Origin of the sequence: Campylobacter sp. CNRCH_2015_1657 (assembly GCF_025772685.1) — a bacterium.
In the GTDB taxonomy this organism is placed as follows: Bacteria; Campylobacterota; Campylobacteria; order Campylobacterales; family Campylobacteraceae; genus Campylobacter_D; species Campylobacter_D lari_D.
This window is the reverse complement of sequence record NZ_JAKMSO010000004.1, coordinates 46,520-63,542: the sequence shown is the minus strand read 5'-3', so window position 1 is coordinate 63,542 and position 17,023 is coordinate 46,520. Positions and strand designations below refer to the sequence as shown.

15 protein-coding genes are annotated in these 17,023 nt (G+C 29.3%); 11 read left to right on the top strand and 4 right to left on the bottom strand.

Annotated features, from left to right (window positions below; translation table 11 throughout):
• The first annotated feature begins 1 nt into the window (after position 1).
• Positions 2 to 1,087, top strand: a complete 1,086-nt coding sequence (locus L8X27_RS04085; RefSeq protein WP_263671148.1) for a DegT/DnrJ/EryC1/StrS family aminotransferase — start codon at positions 2 to 4, stop codon at positions 1,085 to 1,087.
• Here the strand turns inward: L8X27_RS04085 and L8X27_RS04080 are convergent.
• Genes L8X27_RS04080 through waaC form a run of 4 tightly spaced genes read right to left on the bottom strand, consistent with a single transcriptional unit; the run spans position 1,084 to position 5,683 of the window.
• Positions 1,084 to 2,235, bottom strand: a complete 1,152-nt coding sequence (locus L8X27_RS04080) for a glycosyltransferase family 2 protein (RefSeq protein ID WP_263671147.1) — start codon at positions 2,233 to 2,235, stop codon at positions 1,084 to 1,086. The genes L8X27_RS04085 and L8X27_RS04080 overlap by 4 nt on opposite strands.
• Positions 2,236 to 2,238: 3 nt before the next feature.
• On the bottom strand, positions 2,239 to 3,786 hold the full coding sequence (locus tag L8X27_RS04075) for a glycosyltransferase family 2 protein (protein WP_263671146.1): 1,548 nt from the start codon (positions 3,784 to 3,786) through the stop codon (positions 2,239 to 2,241).
• 8 nt (positions 3,787 to 3,794) lie between these two features.
• Positions 3,795 to 4,667: a lipid A biosynthesis lauroyl acyltransferase gene (locus tag L8X27_RS04070; protein ID WP_263661245.1), complete on the bottom strand. Its 873-nt coding sequence runs from the start codon at positions 4,665 to 4,667 to the stop codon at positions 3,795 to 3,797.
• Complete coding sequence (gene waaC, locus L8X27_RS04065) at positions 4,664 to 5,683, bottom strand: lipopolysaccharide heptosyltransferase I (protein ID WP_263671145.1); 1,020 nt, start codon at positions 5,681 to 5,683, stop codon at positions 4,664 to 4,666. The genes L8X27_RS04070 and waaC overlap by 4 nt, the downstream gene beginning before the upstream one ends.
• A 65-nt stretch (positions 5,684 to 5,748) precedes the next feature.
• Here waaC and L8X27_RS04060 point away from each other — a divergent pair, with 65 nt between their 5' ends.
• From L8X27_RS04060 to pglE, 10 genes are read left to right on the top strand one after another with little or no spacing between them, the layout of a single operon-like run.
• Positions 5,749 to 6,528 carry a 3'-5' exonuclease gene (locus L8X27_RS04060; RefSeq protein WP_263671144.1) on the top strand — a complete coding sequence of 260 codons (780 nt, stop codon included), beginning with the start codon at positions 5,749 to 5,751 and terminating at the stop codon, positions 6,526 to 6,528.
• A 58-nt stretch (positions 6,529 to 6,586) separates the two neighbouring features.
• Positions 6,587 to 7,573 carry a UDP-glucose 4-epimerase GalE gene (gene galE, locus L8X27_RS04055; protein WP_263671143.1) on the top strand — a complete coding sequence of 329 codons (987 nt, stop codon included), beginning with the start codon at positions 6,587 to 6,589 and terminating at the stop codon, positions 7,571 to 7,573.
• Positions 7,567 to 9,261: an ABC transporter ATP-binding protein gene (locus tag L8X27_RS04050; RefSeq protein WP_263662223.1), complete on the top strand. Its 1,695-nt coding sequence runs from the start codon at positions 7,567 to 7,569 to the stop codon at positions 9,259 to 9,261. The genes galE and L8X27_RS04050 overlap by 7 nt, the downstream gene beginning before the upstream one ends.
• Complete coding sequence (locus L8X27_RS04045) at positions 9,258 to 10,322, top strand: glycosyltransferase (RefSeq protein WP_263671142.1); 1,065 nt, start codon at positions 9,258 to 9,260, stop codon at positions 10,320 to 10,322. Before L8X27_RS04050 ends, L8X27_RS04045 begins: the two co-directional genes overlap by 4 nt.
• Before the next feature lies 1 nt (position 10,323).
• A complete protein-coding gene (locus L8X27_RS04040) occupies positions 10,324 to 11,424 on the top strand; it encodes a glycosyltransferase (RefSeq protein WP_263668096.1) in 1,101 nt (366 codons plus the stop codon).
• A 1-nt stretch (position 11,425) separates the two neighbouring features.
• Positions 11,426 to 13,564, top strand: a complete 2,139-nt coding sequence (locus tag L8X27_RS04035) for an STT3 domain-containing protein (RefSeq protein WP_263671141.1) — start codon at positions 11,426 to 11,428, stop codon at positions 13,562 to 13,564.
• Positions 13,561 to 14,688, top strand: coding sequence for a N,N'-diacetylbacillosaminyl-diphospho-undecaprenol alpha-1,3-N-acetylgalactosaminyltransferase (pglA, locus tag L8X27_RS04030; protein ID WP_133319735.1), 1,128 nt, complete (start codon positions 13,561 to 13,563; stop codon positions 14,686 to 14,688). The genes L8X27_RS04035 and pglA overlap by 4 nt, the downstream gene beginning before the upstream one ends.
• On the top strand, positions 14,681 to 15,283 hold the full coding sequence (gene pglC, locus L8X27_RS04025) for an undecaprenyl phosphate N,N'-diacetylbacillosamine 1-phosphate transferase (protein WP_039626890.1): 603 nt from the start codon (positions 14,681 to 14,683) through the stop codon (positions 15,281 to 15,283). Before pglA ends, pglC begins: the two co-directional genes overlap by 8 nt.
• On the top strand, positions 15,270 to 15,866 hold the full coding sequence (gene pglD / locus L8X27_RS04020) for a UDP-N-acetylbacillosamine N-acetyltransferase (protein WP_133319737.1): 597 nt from the start codon (positions 15,270 to 15,272) through the stop codon (positions 15,864 to 15,866). The genes pglC and pglD overlap by 14 nt, the downstream gene beginning before the upstream one ends.
• The gene (gene pglE / locus L8X27_RS04015) at positions 15,863 to 17,023 is read left to right on the top strand and encodes a UDP-N-acetylbacillosamine transaminase (protein ID WP_263681070.1); all 1,161 of its coding nucleotides are present in this window, start codon (positions 15,863 to 15,865) and stop codon (positions 17,021 to 17,023) included. The genes pglD and pglE overlap by 4 nt, the downstream gene beginning before the upstream one ends.

Here is a 17,023-nt window from a genome sequence, read left to right as displayed (position 1 = left end):
TATGATTAGTTTTTTAGATTTACACAAAATTAATGCAAGATTTGAAGATGAAATAAAAGATAAAATAAATGAAGTTATTAATAGTGGCTGGTATATATTAGGAAAGCAATGTGTAAATTTTGAAACAAATTTTGCAAAATATTGCGGTGTAAAACACTGCATAGGTGTTGCAAATGGTCTTGATGCATTAAGAATTATCATCAAAGCCTATGAATTTAACAAAGATGATGAAATCATAGTTCCTGCAAATACTTATATTGCTTCTATATTAGCTATAACTGATAATCTTTGCAAGCCGGTTTTAATAGAACCTGATATAAATACTTATAATATAAATGCAAAATCAATCGAAGATAAAATTACAAACAAAACAAAAGCTATCATGGTAGTTCATCTTTATGGGCAAGTTTGTGATATGAAGCCAATATATACTCTAGCAAAAAAATATAATCTTAAAATCATAGAAGACTGTGCACAAGCTCATGGAGCAAATTTTAAAGAAAAAAAAGTTGGTAGTTTGGGTGATGCTGCTGGGTTTTCATTTTACCCTGGGAAAAATTTAGGTGCTTTGGGTGATGCGGGTTGCATTACAACAAATGATGATTTACTAGCTAGTAAAATACGAGCTTTAGCAAACTATGGTTCTCATAAAAAATATGAAAACTTATATGCGGGTTTAAACTCAAGACTTGATGAATTACAAGCTGGGATTTTAGATATTAAATTAAAATACCTAGATAGTGACAATCAAAAAAGAAAAGAAATAGCTGATTATTACATGAAAAATATAAGAAATGAAAATATCGTATTACCTAAAATAGACATCGATCATGTATGGCATTTATTTGTCATAAGAACCAATTTTAGAGATAAACTTCAAAAATACCTTAATGAAAACAATATACAAACAATTATCCACTACCCTATACCACCGCATAAACAAGAATGCTATAAAGATTTCAATAATCTTTCATTACCCATAACTGAACAAATTCACAATGAAGTATTATCACTACCAATTTCACCTGTGATGACACAAGATGAAATCAAACAGGTCGTTGAAGCGATAAATGATTGGAAAATTTAAGCTTTAAAAATCCTTTTGATTTTTTGCCAAATTTTCCAAATATCATAAGGAATTCTTGTCTCAACATATGGTGTGATAATGGGCAATTTTTCCTTTAAATTTAAAGGATCTTTTTTGAATTTTTTGATCATTAAAGCTTTTTTTGCATAAAAAGGCAAAAATACTTTTTTCATTGCTTCAATATTCTCTCCATAATTATTTTTAAAAAATTCTATGAATTCCAAAACCATTACAATCCGACTTGCAGCCTTAAGATAGTCTTTTGTTTTTTTAGGATCTTGTTCAAAAACATCATATATATCTTTAAAATAGCCAGCTATATTTGCTTTTGTAACTTTTTTATCATGATTAGAAACACTATTGGCTCTTAATCGACATAAATACATTTTTTTTGGAAAAACATATATAGATTTAGCACTTGCAAATAAAATCAGGCCAAAATGCACATCTTCATTAATGATTTTATTTATAAATTTTAATTTTATCTTTTTTAAAAAGTTAAAATTTATCATTCCCATTACACCAAAAGCAACATCCCTTGAACCTACTTTTAAAGCTTGCTTAGCATACTCTCTTGAAGTAATAATACACTCTTTAGTATAATTAAATATTTCCATTTTTGTTTTTTGGCCTTTATCTTTTATTCCTTCTTCATAAATACACATATAATCAAACCATAAAACATCAACATTATTCATTCTTAAAACACATTCTTCTATGGTATTTAACTCCCAAAAATTATCTGAATCTAAAAATATAATATAATCAATCTCTGGAATTTTTAATAATTTATCATTTTGCTTGTTTTTATAAATTCTTGAAATACCATAGGGATTTGCATTAGAAATACTAAAAATATATAGTTGCTCCTCTTCTTTTAAAAAAATTATTTTATAATCATTTGATAAAAATTCAATTCCAACATTTTTAGCACTACTTTGTCCACCATTTTTTTTATCAAAAAGAGTTATTCTTTTATCTTTTAGAGTATATTCTTTTGCAATATTGAGTGAGTTTTCATCTGTACTACCATCATTTACGAGTATGATTTCTAAGTTAGTATAGGTTTGATTGATTACACTATCTAAACATTCTTTTAGATATTTTTCTACATTGTATATGGGGATTACTACGCCTACGGTTTTCATGCCTTATCTCCAAGTTGTTTTTTTATTTTTTATAGTTTCAAGATAAATTTGATGATTGATTACAAGCATATTTTTACTATTTTCTTCATGGTAAATATGATAAGCTAGGGCATTAAATTTAAGCCTTTTAAACACTCCATTATTAAATAAAAATCTAGCTACAAACTCACTATCTTCCCTACCCCAACCTATAAATTTTTCATTAAATCCCTCAATGGCTTCAAAATCACTTTTATAAAAGCTCATATTACAAGTTTTACTACCTTTAACAAGTTGTGATTTTTTAAAAAAATTCTTAGTTAATTTTGAAAATTTATATATACATTTAGCTAAAAAAATATTTCTTTGATTTTTAAAACCTTTTTTGTCAAATGCCAAACTAAAATCATTTTTGCTTAAAAGTTCTTTGCTTTCTTTTTCATTTAAAATAGTTCTTGAACCTTGCAAGATAGTCTTTAAACTAGCAAATTTTAAATGATCGCTAATGAAGTTTTTTTCTAAAATCATATCACCATCAATTAAAACAATATATTCGCTATTAGAAGCATTAATTGCCTTATTGCGACTTGCCGCAGCACGAAATCCCTCATCTTTTTGCCAAATATGCTCTAACTTACATGGAAAATCTTTCTGATAAGCTTGTATAAGTTTAGCCGTATCTTCCCTGCTTCCATCATCAGCTATTAAAACCTCATCTGGTAAAGGCTCTAAGTTTTTAACGCTATCAAGCACCAAAGCAAGCCTTTCTTTTTGATTATAAGTAGTAATAATCAAAGCACAAGTTTTTGGCTTTTGTTTTTTTAACTCATGCAATTTCATATATTTAAAAAAAGCTCCAAGACCATTGCAAGTACTTATGATAAAGCCTTTATAGCCATAAAAAATCCCTTTTTTCAAAACATAATTTCTAAAAAAAGTCCAAATTCCTCTTAGCAAAGCCTTGCAAACACTACTTTCTTTATGTAAATTTTGCAAAGCCCAAAGCTTAGAATATTTTTGAAGCTTATCTAACAAACTATCGATATCATCAAACGCAAAATGCCTCAAACCATTTTGCAACTTAATCTTTTTGCTATCTTCATGTAAAATTAAACTCTCATGCACTAAATTTTTATTAAAACTAGTATGGGTTTTATTAAACACCCGCATTACATGATCAGGCCACCACCCACAAGCTTTAATCCACTCTCCATTGTATAAATTTTCTCTTGGTAAAGCTATGATATCTTCTTTATTAGGCTCAATTTGCCCTAATTCTTGTAAAAATTCTTTCTTAGCAAGCTCATCTGCGTCAATATTAAAAATCCAATCATTGCTAGCATAACTTATGGCTAAATTTTTTAAAGGTCCAAAACCTATAAATTTATGCTGATAAATCTTGATATTTTTATAATTTTTACTAAACTCATAAGCAATTTTTAAAGTATCATCATTGCTATCATTTTCTATTAAAACGATCTCGCCAAATTCTTGCAAAGATTCCAAGCAAGCTTTTAAAGTTTTTTGAGCATTTTTAACAATCATTATCACACTAATTTGTTTTAAATCCATTTTATATCCTATAAATATAATTCATGATTGTATCTTTTAAATCTCTTATGAAAGAAAAAATACTCATCAGGTTTAAATTTAATCATCTCTTCACAACACTTTGCTTGATACTTAGTAAGCTCTTCTATACTTGCCTTGCTTGCATCTAAAGCCTTAAAAGTTTTTACAAAAAATTTCTCATCTTTTTGATACACAAAACAAGGTAAAATCATAGCATTTGTTTTTTTAGCAAGTACACTTGCACCTGCTATGAAATTTACTTCTTGGTTAAAATATTGTATTTTTACACTTTCACTATCCACTGCATCTTGATCGGTTAAAATTCCAAGCGATCTACCTTCTTTTAAGGCTTTTAGCATTTTTCTAAGCCCGCCCTTTTTTTCTATAAGCTCTATATTAAATTGCGTGCGATTTTTACTTAAAATTTTATCCATTATCACGCTATCAAGTGCTCTTCCAACTATGGAAATTCCTTGAAATTTAGCCCCAAAAGACAAAGCCAAAAGCTCCCAGTTACCATAATGAGCCGTAGTTACAATCAAGGGTCTTTTACTTTGCATTATATTTAAAATTTGCTCCTCATCATCAAAGCAAATTTTATTGATGATTTCTTCTTTGCTTGCATTTTGATTTTTGATAAAATCAATCCCAAATTTAGCAAAATTTTTATAGATATTAAGGCTAGTTTCATCACGCCATTTTTGATCTTTTTCAGGAAAACAAATTTTTAAGTTTATGTCAATGATTTTGCGGTGTTTGTGATTAAGCCTATAAGTGATCAAAGCAACCAAATTTGCAAAAGAGTTTAAAAGCTTTGAAGGTAAAATCTTCACAAGGGCTTTTAATATATAAAAAAGGCTTAGATATACATAATTTATCATTTTTCTAAAAGCTCACAAGCAAGTTTAAAAATATCTTTTTCATCGATATTTTGTATGCAAAAATCACTCTTATCGATATGCTTTGAATGCAGTATTTTTTTACCTGCATTGATTGTTTTGTTGATATTTGTTTCATAAGCATTTCTTTGACTAGGAGTAGCACCAAAAATCGTTATAGAAGGCTTATTTAGTGCAAAAGCTAAATGAGTAGGCCCGCTATCATTTCCGATGACTAGATCGCTTGCCTTAGTTAAAGCACAAAGCTCACTTAAGCTTAATTTTGGCGCAAGTTCTATTTTCAAATGTTTTAAATTTAAAACTATATCTTTAGCAAAATTAAACTCATTAACATTGCCCCAACCAAGCATGATTTTTGCACTAGTAAAATACTCTAAAAGCATTCTACAAAGTAGTATCAAACGCTCTTTTGGGTAAATTTTATTAGGCATAGATGAGCCTACATGTATGAGTATATTTGGCGCACTTTCACTTAAAGAAAGTCTTTGCTCTAGCTCTTCTTTTAACTCATCATCTACGCTAAAACAACTTTGTTTTAACTCTATGTCACTATGATCAAAATGCTCATTTAGCACATAAGCTACCAAAGAAAGATTACGCACGATAATATTTTCTTCATAATTACACGCAAATTTATGCGTATAAAAATTGCTCGCAAAGCCCTCTTTTATGCTTTCTTGATCAAAACCAAAAGTATTAGCACATAAAAATTTACTCACTAAAGCAGATTTAATCAAACCTTGCAAGTCAATCACAACATCATATTTATTTTGTCTGGCTTCAAAAAGTATTGCAAAAACTTCTTTGAATTTTCTATCTTTTAAAGGCAGGGCATATACTTCATTAATCATTGGATGATCTTGCAATAATCCTGCAAATCTTGCATCTACAAACCAATCAATACTCGCTTTAGGATAATGCTTTTTAATAAATTGCAAAACAATTACCGCATGGATGATATCTCCAAGTGCGGATAACTTAACCAAACCTATTTTCATATACTACTTTATTTTTAAATTTTCTGTTATGATTTTAACAAAGATTTTTTAAAAAAAGGTTTATCATGCAAGAATATATTTGCGTTTTTGATTGTGAGAGTATTCCTGATGTAGAATTGATAAAACATCTTTATGATTTTAATGGCAATGATTTAAGCATTAGCAGGCAAGCTTTAGAAAGACAAAAAGAAGAAAGCGGAAGTGAATTTTTACCCCTGCCTTTTCATAAAGTTGTAAGCATTTGTGCAGTGATTGCAGATAAATTTGGAAATTTCATCAAAGTCAATAAAATCAAAGGCGAAAATGAAAAGCAAATGCTAGAAGAGTTTTTTAACTTCATAGATAAACACCAACCCCGCCTTGTAAGTTTTAATGGTAAAAGCTATGACATGCCTTTGCTTGTTATAAGAGCATTAAAATACAATATCAACGCAAGTGCTTATTTGGACGCAAGCGATAAATGGAATAACTACAAAAGCAAATTTGTAGAAAATAAACATTGTGATTTATTAGAATCTTTAGGAAGTTTTGGTCAAAAAGGCTTAAGACTTGACACGCTTTGTGCTATGGCAGGACTTCCTGGAAAATATGATGTGCATGGAAATGAAGTATTAGAACTTTTTTATCAAAACAAATTAGAAAAAATTCACGAATACTGCGAAAGTGATGTGTTAAACACCTATATGCTATTTTTAAAATACGAACTCATTAAAGGTAATTTAACCCAAGAAGATTATCTTAATATTTTAGAAAATTTCAAAGAAGAACTTTTGCAAAAACATAGCGATAAAAGCTATCAAAAGCCATTTTTAGAGGCCATAGAAAAAGAAAAGAGCAAGTTTTAAATTAATTAAGAAAAGTATATTAAAATAACTATTATTAAATATCACAAAAAGGATAAAAATGAAAATTTTAATCACCGGTGGCGCAGGATACATAGGCTCTCATACTTTAAAACAATTTTTAGAAACAAATCATGAAATTTGTGTATTGGATAATCTTTCAAAAGGCAGTAAAAAAAGTTTGGATGAACTTTCTAAAATCAGACCTTTTAAGTTTTTTGAGCAAGATTTAAGCGATTATGCTGGGATTAAAAAACTTTTCAAAGAAGAAAAATTTGATGCAATTGTGCATTTTGCAGCTAGTATTGAAGTTCCTGAAAGTATGGAAAATCCTTTAAAATATTATATGAACAATACCGCAAACACAAGTAATCTAATCCAAACTTGTTTAGAAACAGGTGTGAAAAAATTCATTTTTTCTTCAACTGCAGCGACTTATGGAGAGCCACAAACTCCTATCGTAGATGAGCAAAGTCCATTAGCACCGATTAATCCTTATGGACAAAGCAAACTAATGAGCGAAAAAGTCTTGCAAGATACTAATATGGCTAATCCTGAATTTAAATACTGCATTTTAAGATACTTCAATGTAGCAGGTGCTTGCATGAGTTATCCTATAGGTCAACGCTATCCAAAAGCTACTTTACTTATCAAGGTTGCTGCTGAAGTAGCCACAGGAAAAAGAGAAAAGCTTTATATTTTTGGCGATGATTATAATACTAAAGATGGCACTTGTATTAGAGATTTTATCCATGTTGATGATATTTCAAGTGCGCATTTAGCTGCTTTAGAATACCTAGAAAACAATGAAAGTAATATTTTCAATGTAGGCTATGGACATGGCTTTAGCGTAAAAGAAGTTATTGAAACTATGAAAAAAGTAAGCGGGGTGGATTTCACAGTAGAACTTGCACCAAAAAGAGCTGGAGATCCTTCTGTGCTTATTTCAAATGCTGATAAAATCAAAACCCTAACTAATTGGAAACCAAAATATGATAATTTAGAATTAATCTGTAAAAGTGCTTATGAGTGGGAAAAACAGTGTTAAAAAAACTTTTTTTCATACTCAATGCTCATGATAAGAAATTTTTATTTGCTTTGCTAATTTTTTCTATTTTTATAGGATTCATAGAAAGCTTTGCTATTTCTTTAATCATGCCCTTTGTATCGGTAGCGAGTAATTTTGAGCTTTTAGAAAAAAGCTCCTATTTTCAACCTGTATATGAGTATTTAAATTTACCAAGTTATAAGATTATTGCTTATTTTGGCTGTATATTAATCGCCTTTTATATTTTTAGAGCCTTTTTAAATGCCTTTTATTTTCATTTGCTTGCGCGCTTTTCTAAAGGGCGTTACCACAGCCTTGCTTGTCGTATTTTTGATAAATACCTACACCTTGAATATGAAAATTTTACTAACAAAAATCAATCAGAACTTTTAAAAACCATCACACAAGAAGTATTTCATTTAAGCACTTTAATTAGTGCTTTTTTACTTATGCTAAGTGAAAGCTTTGTGGTGTTTTTACTTTATACTTTATTGCTAATTATCAACTATAAAATCACCCTAGCTTTAAGTGCTTTTTTACTTTTAAATGCTTTTATTTTGATTAAAATCCTCTCACCCTTGGTAAAAAAAGCTTCCATAGCTAGAGAAGAGGCGATGAAAAATTATTTTGAAATTTTAAATGCAAATTTAAACAACCTTAAAATCATCAAACTCAAAACCAAAGAACAAAGCACACAAAAACTTTATGAAATTCAAAGTGGGCTTTTTGCCAAAGCAAACATTAGCAATGAAAGCATGTCAAGCATTCCTAGAATTTACCTTGAAGGTATAGGTTTTTGTATGCTTTGTTTTATCGTAGTGTATTTAGTTTTAAGATATGAAAGTGATATTTCATCTATCTTAGCAACTATTACTATTTTTGTGGTGGCTCTTTATAGGCTTATGCCAAGTGCTAATCGTATCATCACAAGTTATAATGAAATTACATATTATAAAAACTCTTTAGATATTATTTATAACATGCTCAATGAAAAAGAAGAAAAGCTAGGCGATGAAAGTATTGAATTTAAAGAAAAAATCGTTTTAAAAAATCTTTTCTTTGCTTATAAGGGTAAGAAAAACTTATTTAAAAATTTAAATTTTGAGCTTAATAAAAATGAAAAAATCGCTTTTATAGGTAAAAGTGGAAGTGGTAAAAGTACTTTAGTTGATCTTATCATAGGACTTTTAAAACCAAGCGATGGAGCTATTTTTGTAGATGGAATTAAGCTTGATGAGAGCAATATAAAAAGTTTTAGAAGTAAAATTGGCTACATACCTCAACAAATTTATCTTTTTAATGATTCTATTGCTAAAAATATTAGCTTTGGAGAAGAAGTAGATGAAGCGCTTTTACACAAAGTGATCAAACAAGCTAATCTTGAAAGCTTTGTAAATTCACTTGAAGATGGAGTGCATACTAAGGTAGGTGATTCAGGTTCGTTTTTAAGTGGAGGCCAAAGACAAAGAATAGCCATAGCAAGAGCGCTTTATCAACAACCTGAAATTTTAGTTTTAGATGAAGCAACTAGTGCTCTTGATCAAGAAAGTGAAGCAAAAATCATGGAAGAAATCTATAAAATTTCAAAAGATAAAACTCTCATCATCATAGCCCATAGGCTCTCAACTATACAAGGTTGCGATAGAGTATTTGAAGTAAAACATGGGCATTTAAAGGAACAAGTATGAAAATCACTTTCATCATAGCTACTTTAAATTCAGGCGGTGCTGAAAGAGTATTAGTCACTTTAGCTAATGAACTTTGTAAAAATCATGAAATAAATATTATTAAATTCCACAAAGAAGACTCTTTTTACAAGCTTGAGCCAAAAATCAAACTTTTTACCCTAGAGCAGTTTGACTTTTCCACTCTTTATAATAAAATAGCCTCACGCATTAAAAAATTCAAAGCCTTAAAACAAGCACTTAAAGACCACAAAAGCGATGTTTTTATCTCATTTTTAGATACAACTAATATTGCTTGCATTTGGGCAAACAAAGGTTTAAATACACCTTTAATCATTAGCGAACATAGCTCTTATACTTATTTAAAATCTAAAATTTGGAAGTTTTTACGCCGTATAAGTTTTCCTCATGCAAATGCTTTAACCGTGCTAAGTAATGATGATAAAAATTACTATGAAAACTTTGTTAAAAAAGTTATCAATATGCCAAATCCTTGTCATTTTAGCCCTGTTAAAGAAAATTTAGAAAAAGAAAATAATGTCATTTTCGTAGGCAGACTTGATCATAATAAAAATACTTCTATGTTTTTAAAAGCCATAGCAAGGCTAGATACAAATTTACAAAAACAATACAACTTTTTCATAGCAGGCGATGGAGAATTAAGACAAGATTTAGAACAAGAAGCTAAGAATTTAAATATCAAGGTTAATTTTTTAGGTAAAGTTGAAAATATACAAGAGCTTTATAAAAAAGCAAAAATAATCTGCCTTTGCTCTTTCATAGAAGGCTTGCCAACGGTTTTGCTTGAAAGTTTATATTATCAAGTAGCACGCATTAGCACTAAATACACAAGCGGCCATAAAGATTTAATTGATGATGGAAAAGATGGATTTTTAGTAGATTTAGATGATGAAAAAGCTTTAAGCGAGAAACTCGCCCTTTTAATGCAAGATGAAAATTTAAGAAAAACACTAGCACTTAATGCACAGCAGCGATGTAAAGATTATGAAGTGGCCAATGTAGCACAAAAATGGCTTGATTTAATCAAAGAAGTAAGGGTTTAATATGAAAAAACTAGCAATTTTTATTTATTCTTTAGGAAGCGGTGGTGCTGAAAGGGTTGTATCTACGCTATTGCCTGTATTAAATTTAAAATATGAAGTACATTTGATTTTAATGAATGATAAAATATCATATGATATTCCTGAAGTTAATATCCACTACCTTGAAAAATCAAATCCAAGCGAAAGTAATTTAGCTAAATTTTTAAAACTACCCTTGCTAGCTATGAAATACAAAAAGCTTTGCGAAGATTTAAAAATCAATTTACAATTTGTATTATTAAATAGACCTAATTATATTGCTTTAATGGCAAAATCCCTAGGACTTAAATCAACCCTTATTATCAATGAATGTACTACTCCAAGTGTGATTTATAAACATAATAATCTAAATTCTTTTATCAATAAATTTCTTATTAAAAAACTTTATAACAAAGCAGATTTAATCTTAGCAAATTCTATAGGAAACAAAGAAGATTTAATACAAAATTTCAATATAGAGGCTAAAAAATGCGATATTTTATACAATGCCATAGACTTAGAAAACATTATAGAAAAATCTAAAGAAAAAATAGACTTTAAAGATCCCTTTATATTAAGTGTTGGAAGGCTTGATCATGGTAAAAATCATGCTATGCTTATAAGAGCTTATGCAAAAGTTAAAACTGATTTAAAATTAGTCATTTTAGGCGAGGGTATTTTAAAAGATGAGCTTTTAGCTTTAATAGAAACTTTAAATTTAAAAGACAAAGTCTTTTTGCTAGGTTTTGATAAAAATCCTTATAAATACATGAGTAAATGTGACTTTTTTGCTTTTGCTTCAAGTTTTGAAGGCTTTTCCAATGTTTTAATCGAGTGCTTAGCTTGTAATACTGCCGTACTTTGCACTGATCATAAAAGTGGGGCAAGGGAGCTATTTTTAGATGATGAGTTTGGACTTTTAGTAAAAGTAGATGATGAAAAAGCCATGCAAGAAGGCTTAGAAAAAATGTGCAATGATGAAGCATTAAAAGCTTCATATAGACAAAAGGCTTTTTTGCGTGCAAAAGAATTTGATAAAATTAGCATAGCAAAGCAATTATTTGAATTTTTCAACAAGGCATAAAATGAAACTGCAACAAAATTTCACTGATAATAATTCTATAAAATATACCTGTATTTTAATCCTTATAGCCTTTGCTTTTAGTGTTTTGTGTAGGTTATACTGGGCAGCTTGGGCAAGTGAGTTTTATGAGTTTTTCTTTAATGATCAACTTATGATTACTACTAATGATGGCTATGCTTTTGCAGAAGGTGCAAGGGATATGATAGCAGGTTTTCACCAACCTAATGACTTATCTTATTTTGGAAGCTCACTTTCTACTTTGACTTATTGGCTTTATAATATTTTGCCTTTTAGCTTTGAAAGTATTATTTTATATATGAGTACTTTTTTTGCTTCTTTGATTGTTGTGCCTATTATATTAATCGCAAGAGAGTATAAACTCACTACCTATGGCTTTATAGCAGCCTTACTTGGAAGCATTGCAAATAGTTATTATAACCGCACTATGAGTGGGTATTATGATACTGATATGCTAGTGTTAGTTTTGCCAATGCTTATTTTGCTTACCTTTATACGCTTAACTATTAATAAAGACATTTTTACCCTACTTTTAAGTCCGGTTTTCATCATGATTTATTTGTGGTGGTATCCATCAAGTTATTCTTTAAATTTTGCCATGATAGGACTTTTTGGTCTTTATACTTTAGTATTTCATAGAAAAGAAAAGATTTTTTATCTAGCTATTGCTTTAATGATCATAGCTTTAAGTATGCTAGCATGGCAATATAAACTTGCTTTGACTGTATTGTTATTTGCTATTTTTGCCTTTAAAGAAGAAAAAATTAATTTTTATATGATTTGGGCTTTGATTTTTATTAGCATTTTGATATTACATTTAAGTGGTGGTTTAGATCCTGTTTTATATCAACTTAAATTTTATGTTTTCAAAGCTTCTGATGTGCAAAATTTAAAAGATGCTGCCTTTATGTATTTTAATGTTAATGAAACTATTATGGAAGTAAATACTATCGATCCTGAAGTATTTATGCAAAGAATTAGTTCTAGTGTTTTAGTATTTATCCTTTCTTTTATAGGTTTTATCTTACTTTGCAAAGATCACAAAAGTATGCTTTTGGCTCTACCTATGCTTGCACTAGGTTTTATGGCTTTAAGAGCTGGACTTAGATTTACCATTTATGCAGTTCCTGTGATGGCTTTGGGTTTTGGGTATTTTTTATATGCTTTTTTTAATTTTTTAGAAAAAAAACAAATCAAACTTAGTCTGAAAAATAAAAATATCTTGCTCATACTCATTGCATTTTTTAGTATAAGTCCTGCCCTAATGCATATTTATTATTATAAATCCTCTACTGTTTTTACTTCTTATGAAGCTAGTATTTTAAATGATTTAAAAAATAAAGCTCAAAGAGAAGATTATGTCGTTGCTTGGTGGGATTATGGTTATCCAATACGCTATTATAGCGATGTAAAAACCTTAATCGATGGTGGAAAACACCTAGGAAAAGATAATTTTTTCTCATCTTTTGTCTTAAGCAAAGAACAAATTCCAGCAGCTAATATGGCAAGACTTAGCGTAGAATACACTGAAAAATCTTTCAAAGAAAATTATCCTGATGTTTTAAAAGCTATGGTAAAAGATTATAACCAAACAAGTGCTAAAGATTTTTTAGAAAGTTTAAATGATAAAGATTTTAAATTTGATACCAATAAAACTAGAGATGTATATATTTACATGCCTTATAGAATGTTGCGTATCATGCCCGTGGTAGCACAATTTGCAAATACAAATCCTGACAATGGAGAGCAAGAAAAAAGTTTATTTTTCTCTCAAGCCAATGCCATAGCTCAAGATAAAACAACAGGTTCTGTTATGCTTGATAATGGAGTAGAAATTATTAATGATTTTAGAGCTTTAAAACTAGAAGGTACAACTATACCTTTAAAAGCTTTTGTAGATATAGAATCCATCACTAATGGCAAATTTTATTACAATGAAATTGATTCAAAAGCTCAAATTTATTTACTCTTTTTAAGAGAATATAAAAGCTTTGTGATTTTAGATGAAAATCTTTATAATAGTGCTTACATACAAATGTTTTTATTAAATCAATACGATCAAGATTTATTTGAGCAAGTCACTAATGATGCAAGAGCGAAAATTTATAGGCTAAAAAGATGAAAATAGGAATTTTAACCCATAGTGCAATGAGTGTGTATTATTTTCGTCTTGCACTCATTAGAGCTTTAGAAAAAAATAATCATGAAGTTATAATCATCACTCCAAAAGATGATTTTGCTATTAAGTTACAAGAGCTAGGCTATAAGGTTTGCTTTTATGATTTAGCTAGATCAAGTGTTAATCCTTTGATTGTTTTTAAAAATCTACTTAGTTTAAAAAATACACTCAAAAGTTTAAATTTAGATCTTTTACAAACAAGCGCTCACAAAAGCAATACAACAGGTATTATAGCAACTAAAATGGCGGGCATTAAATACACTTTTGGTTTAGTTGAGGGCTTAGGAAGTTTTTATATAGATGATGATTTTAAAAGCAAATTAGTAAGAATGAGCATTAATTTACTTTATAAAATTTCTTTTAAACTTGCTAATGGTTTTATTTTTGTCAATGAAAGCAATGCTTTATTTATGAAAAATTTAGGCTTAAAAGAAGAAAAAATCAAAATCATAAAATCCGTAGGGCTAAATTTAAAACAATTTTTACCTTTAAAAATTAGCACAGAAGAAAAACAAGCTTTTTTAAAAGAACACAATATGCCTGATAAACCTATCGTTTTAATGATTTCAAGAGCACTTTGGCATAAAGGAATTAAAGAATTTTATGAAGCAAGCCAAATTTTAAAAGATAAGGCAAATTTTGTTTTAGTGGGTGGAAGAGATGATAATAAATCTTGTGCACCATTAGAATTTTTAAACTCAAATGATGTTTTTTATCTTGGCGCAAGAAGTGATATTGCACATTTATTAAATTTATGCGATATTTTTGTTTTACCAAGTTATAAAGAAGGCTATCCAAGAACGGTTTTAGAAGCACAAGCTTGTAAAAAAGCATGCGTGGTAAGTGATGCTGAGGGTTGCATTGAAGCAGTGAATAATGCCATAGACGGTTTAATTTGTAAAAGCAAAGATAGCAAGGATTTAGCTGAAAAAATCGCAGTTTTACTAGAAGATGAAAAACTAAAAAATACTTTAGCGCAAAATGCTTTTCTTAGAGCACAAAATTATGATGAAAATATCATAGCTTTGAAATATCTTGACTTTTATAGGGGTTTTATAAATGTATAAAAATGGTTTAAAGCGTGTTTTTGACTTTTTTTTGGCTTTGATTTTATTGATTATTTTTTTACCCTTTATAGTGCTTATAGGTATTGTTTTAAAAATCGTTCAAGGAAGTGTGCTTTTTAAACAAGCAAGACCAGGATTAAATGAAAAAATTTTTTATATTTATAAATTTAAAACTATGAGTGATGAAACCGATGAAAATGGAGAATTACTTCCTGATGAATTACGCTTAAAGCCTTTTGGTAAGCTAGTTAGAAGCTTGAGTTTAGATGAATTACCGCAGCTTTTTAATGTATTAAAAGGCGATATGAGCTTCATAGGCCCAAGACCTTTACTTGTAGAATACTTGCCCTTATACAATCAAGAGCAAAAAAAACGCCACGATGTAAGACCAGGCATTACAGGTTGGGCACAGATTAATGGACGCAATGCTATTTCTTGGGAGCAAAAATTTAAATATGATGTAGAATATGTGCAAAATTGCTCTTTTTTATTTGATCTTAAAATCTTTTTTATGACCATTATTAAAGTTTTAAAAAGAAGCGGGGTTAATAAAGAAGGAGTAGCTACAACGGATAAATTCAATGGACACAACTAAAAGTATTTATATATATGGTTCTAGTGGGCATGGTTTAGTCTGTGCTGATGTAGCTAGAAATTTAGGATATGAAAAAATCATCTTTTTAGATGATAATAAAGGCTTAAAATATCACTCCAATTTAGAAAAACACGATATGTTTATTGCTATTGGCGCAAACTCTATTAGAGAAAAACTTTTCAAAAAAGCAAAAGATGATGGATTTAGATTAGTTAATTTGATACACAAAAGTGCTATTATTAGCCCAAGTGCTTTTTTAGATGATGAGGGTATTTTAATCATGCCAAATGTCGTAGTTAATGCTAAAGCTAGTATTGCAAAAGGTGTGATTTTAAATACTGCTTGTGTGATTGAGCATGAGTGTTTTGTAGATGAGTTTAGCCATATTAGCGTTGGAGCTAAACTAACAGGAAATGTAAAAATAGGAAAGCGTTGTTTTTTAGGAGTTAATTCAAGTGTTATTCCTTGTATAAGTTTAAATGATGATATAACTTTAGGAGCAGGAGCAGTTGTAGTTAAAAACTTAACTTCTAAAGGCATTTATGCTGGAGTTCCTGCCAAGAAAATAAAGGAGGTAAAATGAGATTTTTTCTATCAGCACCACATATAAGTGGAAAAGAATTAGAATACATACACAAAGCTTTTGAAAGTAATTATATAGCACCTTTGGGTGAATTTGTTAATGCCTTAGAACAAAGTGTTAAAGATTATACAAAAAGTTCTAACGCACTTGCTCTAAATGCAGCCACTGCAGCTATTCATTTAGCTTTAAGAGTTTTGGGCATCAAAGAAGGCGATATAGTTCTAGCTTCAAGTTTTACCTTTATTGCTTCAGTAGCACCTATTTCTTACATGAATGCTACGCCTGTATTTATTGATTGTGATGAAACTTATAATTTAGATGTAAATTTATTAAAAAAAGCTATCAAAGAAAGTCCTAAAAAGCCAAAAGCTCTCATTTTAACACACCTTTATGGTAATGCTTCTAAAATGGATGAGATTGTCCAAATTTGTAAAGAAAATGAGATTTTTTTAATCGAAGATGCTGCTGAAGCTTTGGGAAGTTTTTACAAAAATAAAGCTTTAGGTACTTTTGGGGATTTTGGAGTATATTCTTTTAATGGTAATAAAATCATCACAACAGGTGGTGGTGGCATGCTTGTGAGTGAAAGTCATACTAATCTTGAAAAAGCAAGATTTTATAGCACCCAAGCTAGAGAAAATTGCCTTCATTATGAGCATAAAGAATATGGCTATAATTATAGAATGAGCAATATCTTAGGTGCAATCGGTACTGCTCAAATGGAAGTTTTAGAAGAAAGAGTGAGTAAAAAGCGTGAAATTTATAGCTGGTATAAAGAATTTTTAAGTGGAACTTTTACTTTTTTAGATGAGCTTGAAAATACCAAGTCAAATCGCTGGTTAAGCACTGCTTTACTTGATTTTGATTTAAATAAACTTAATACTTATGAAAAACATTGTATATGTGAAAATAAAAATGTTCAAATTCAAGATAAAATTTTAAAAATCATACAAGTTTTAAAAGATAATAAAATCGAAAGTCGTCCACTTTGGAAGCCAATGCATTTGCAAGAACTTTACAAAGGCTGCGATGCTTACTTAAATGGTAATAGTGAGTTTTTCTTTAGTAATGGAATTTGTCTTCCAAGTGCAACTACTATGAGCAAAGCTGATGTAGAGGAAGTTTCTACTTTAATCTTAAACACCTTAAAGGACTAA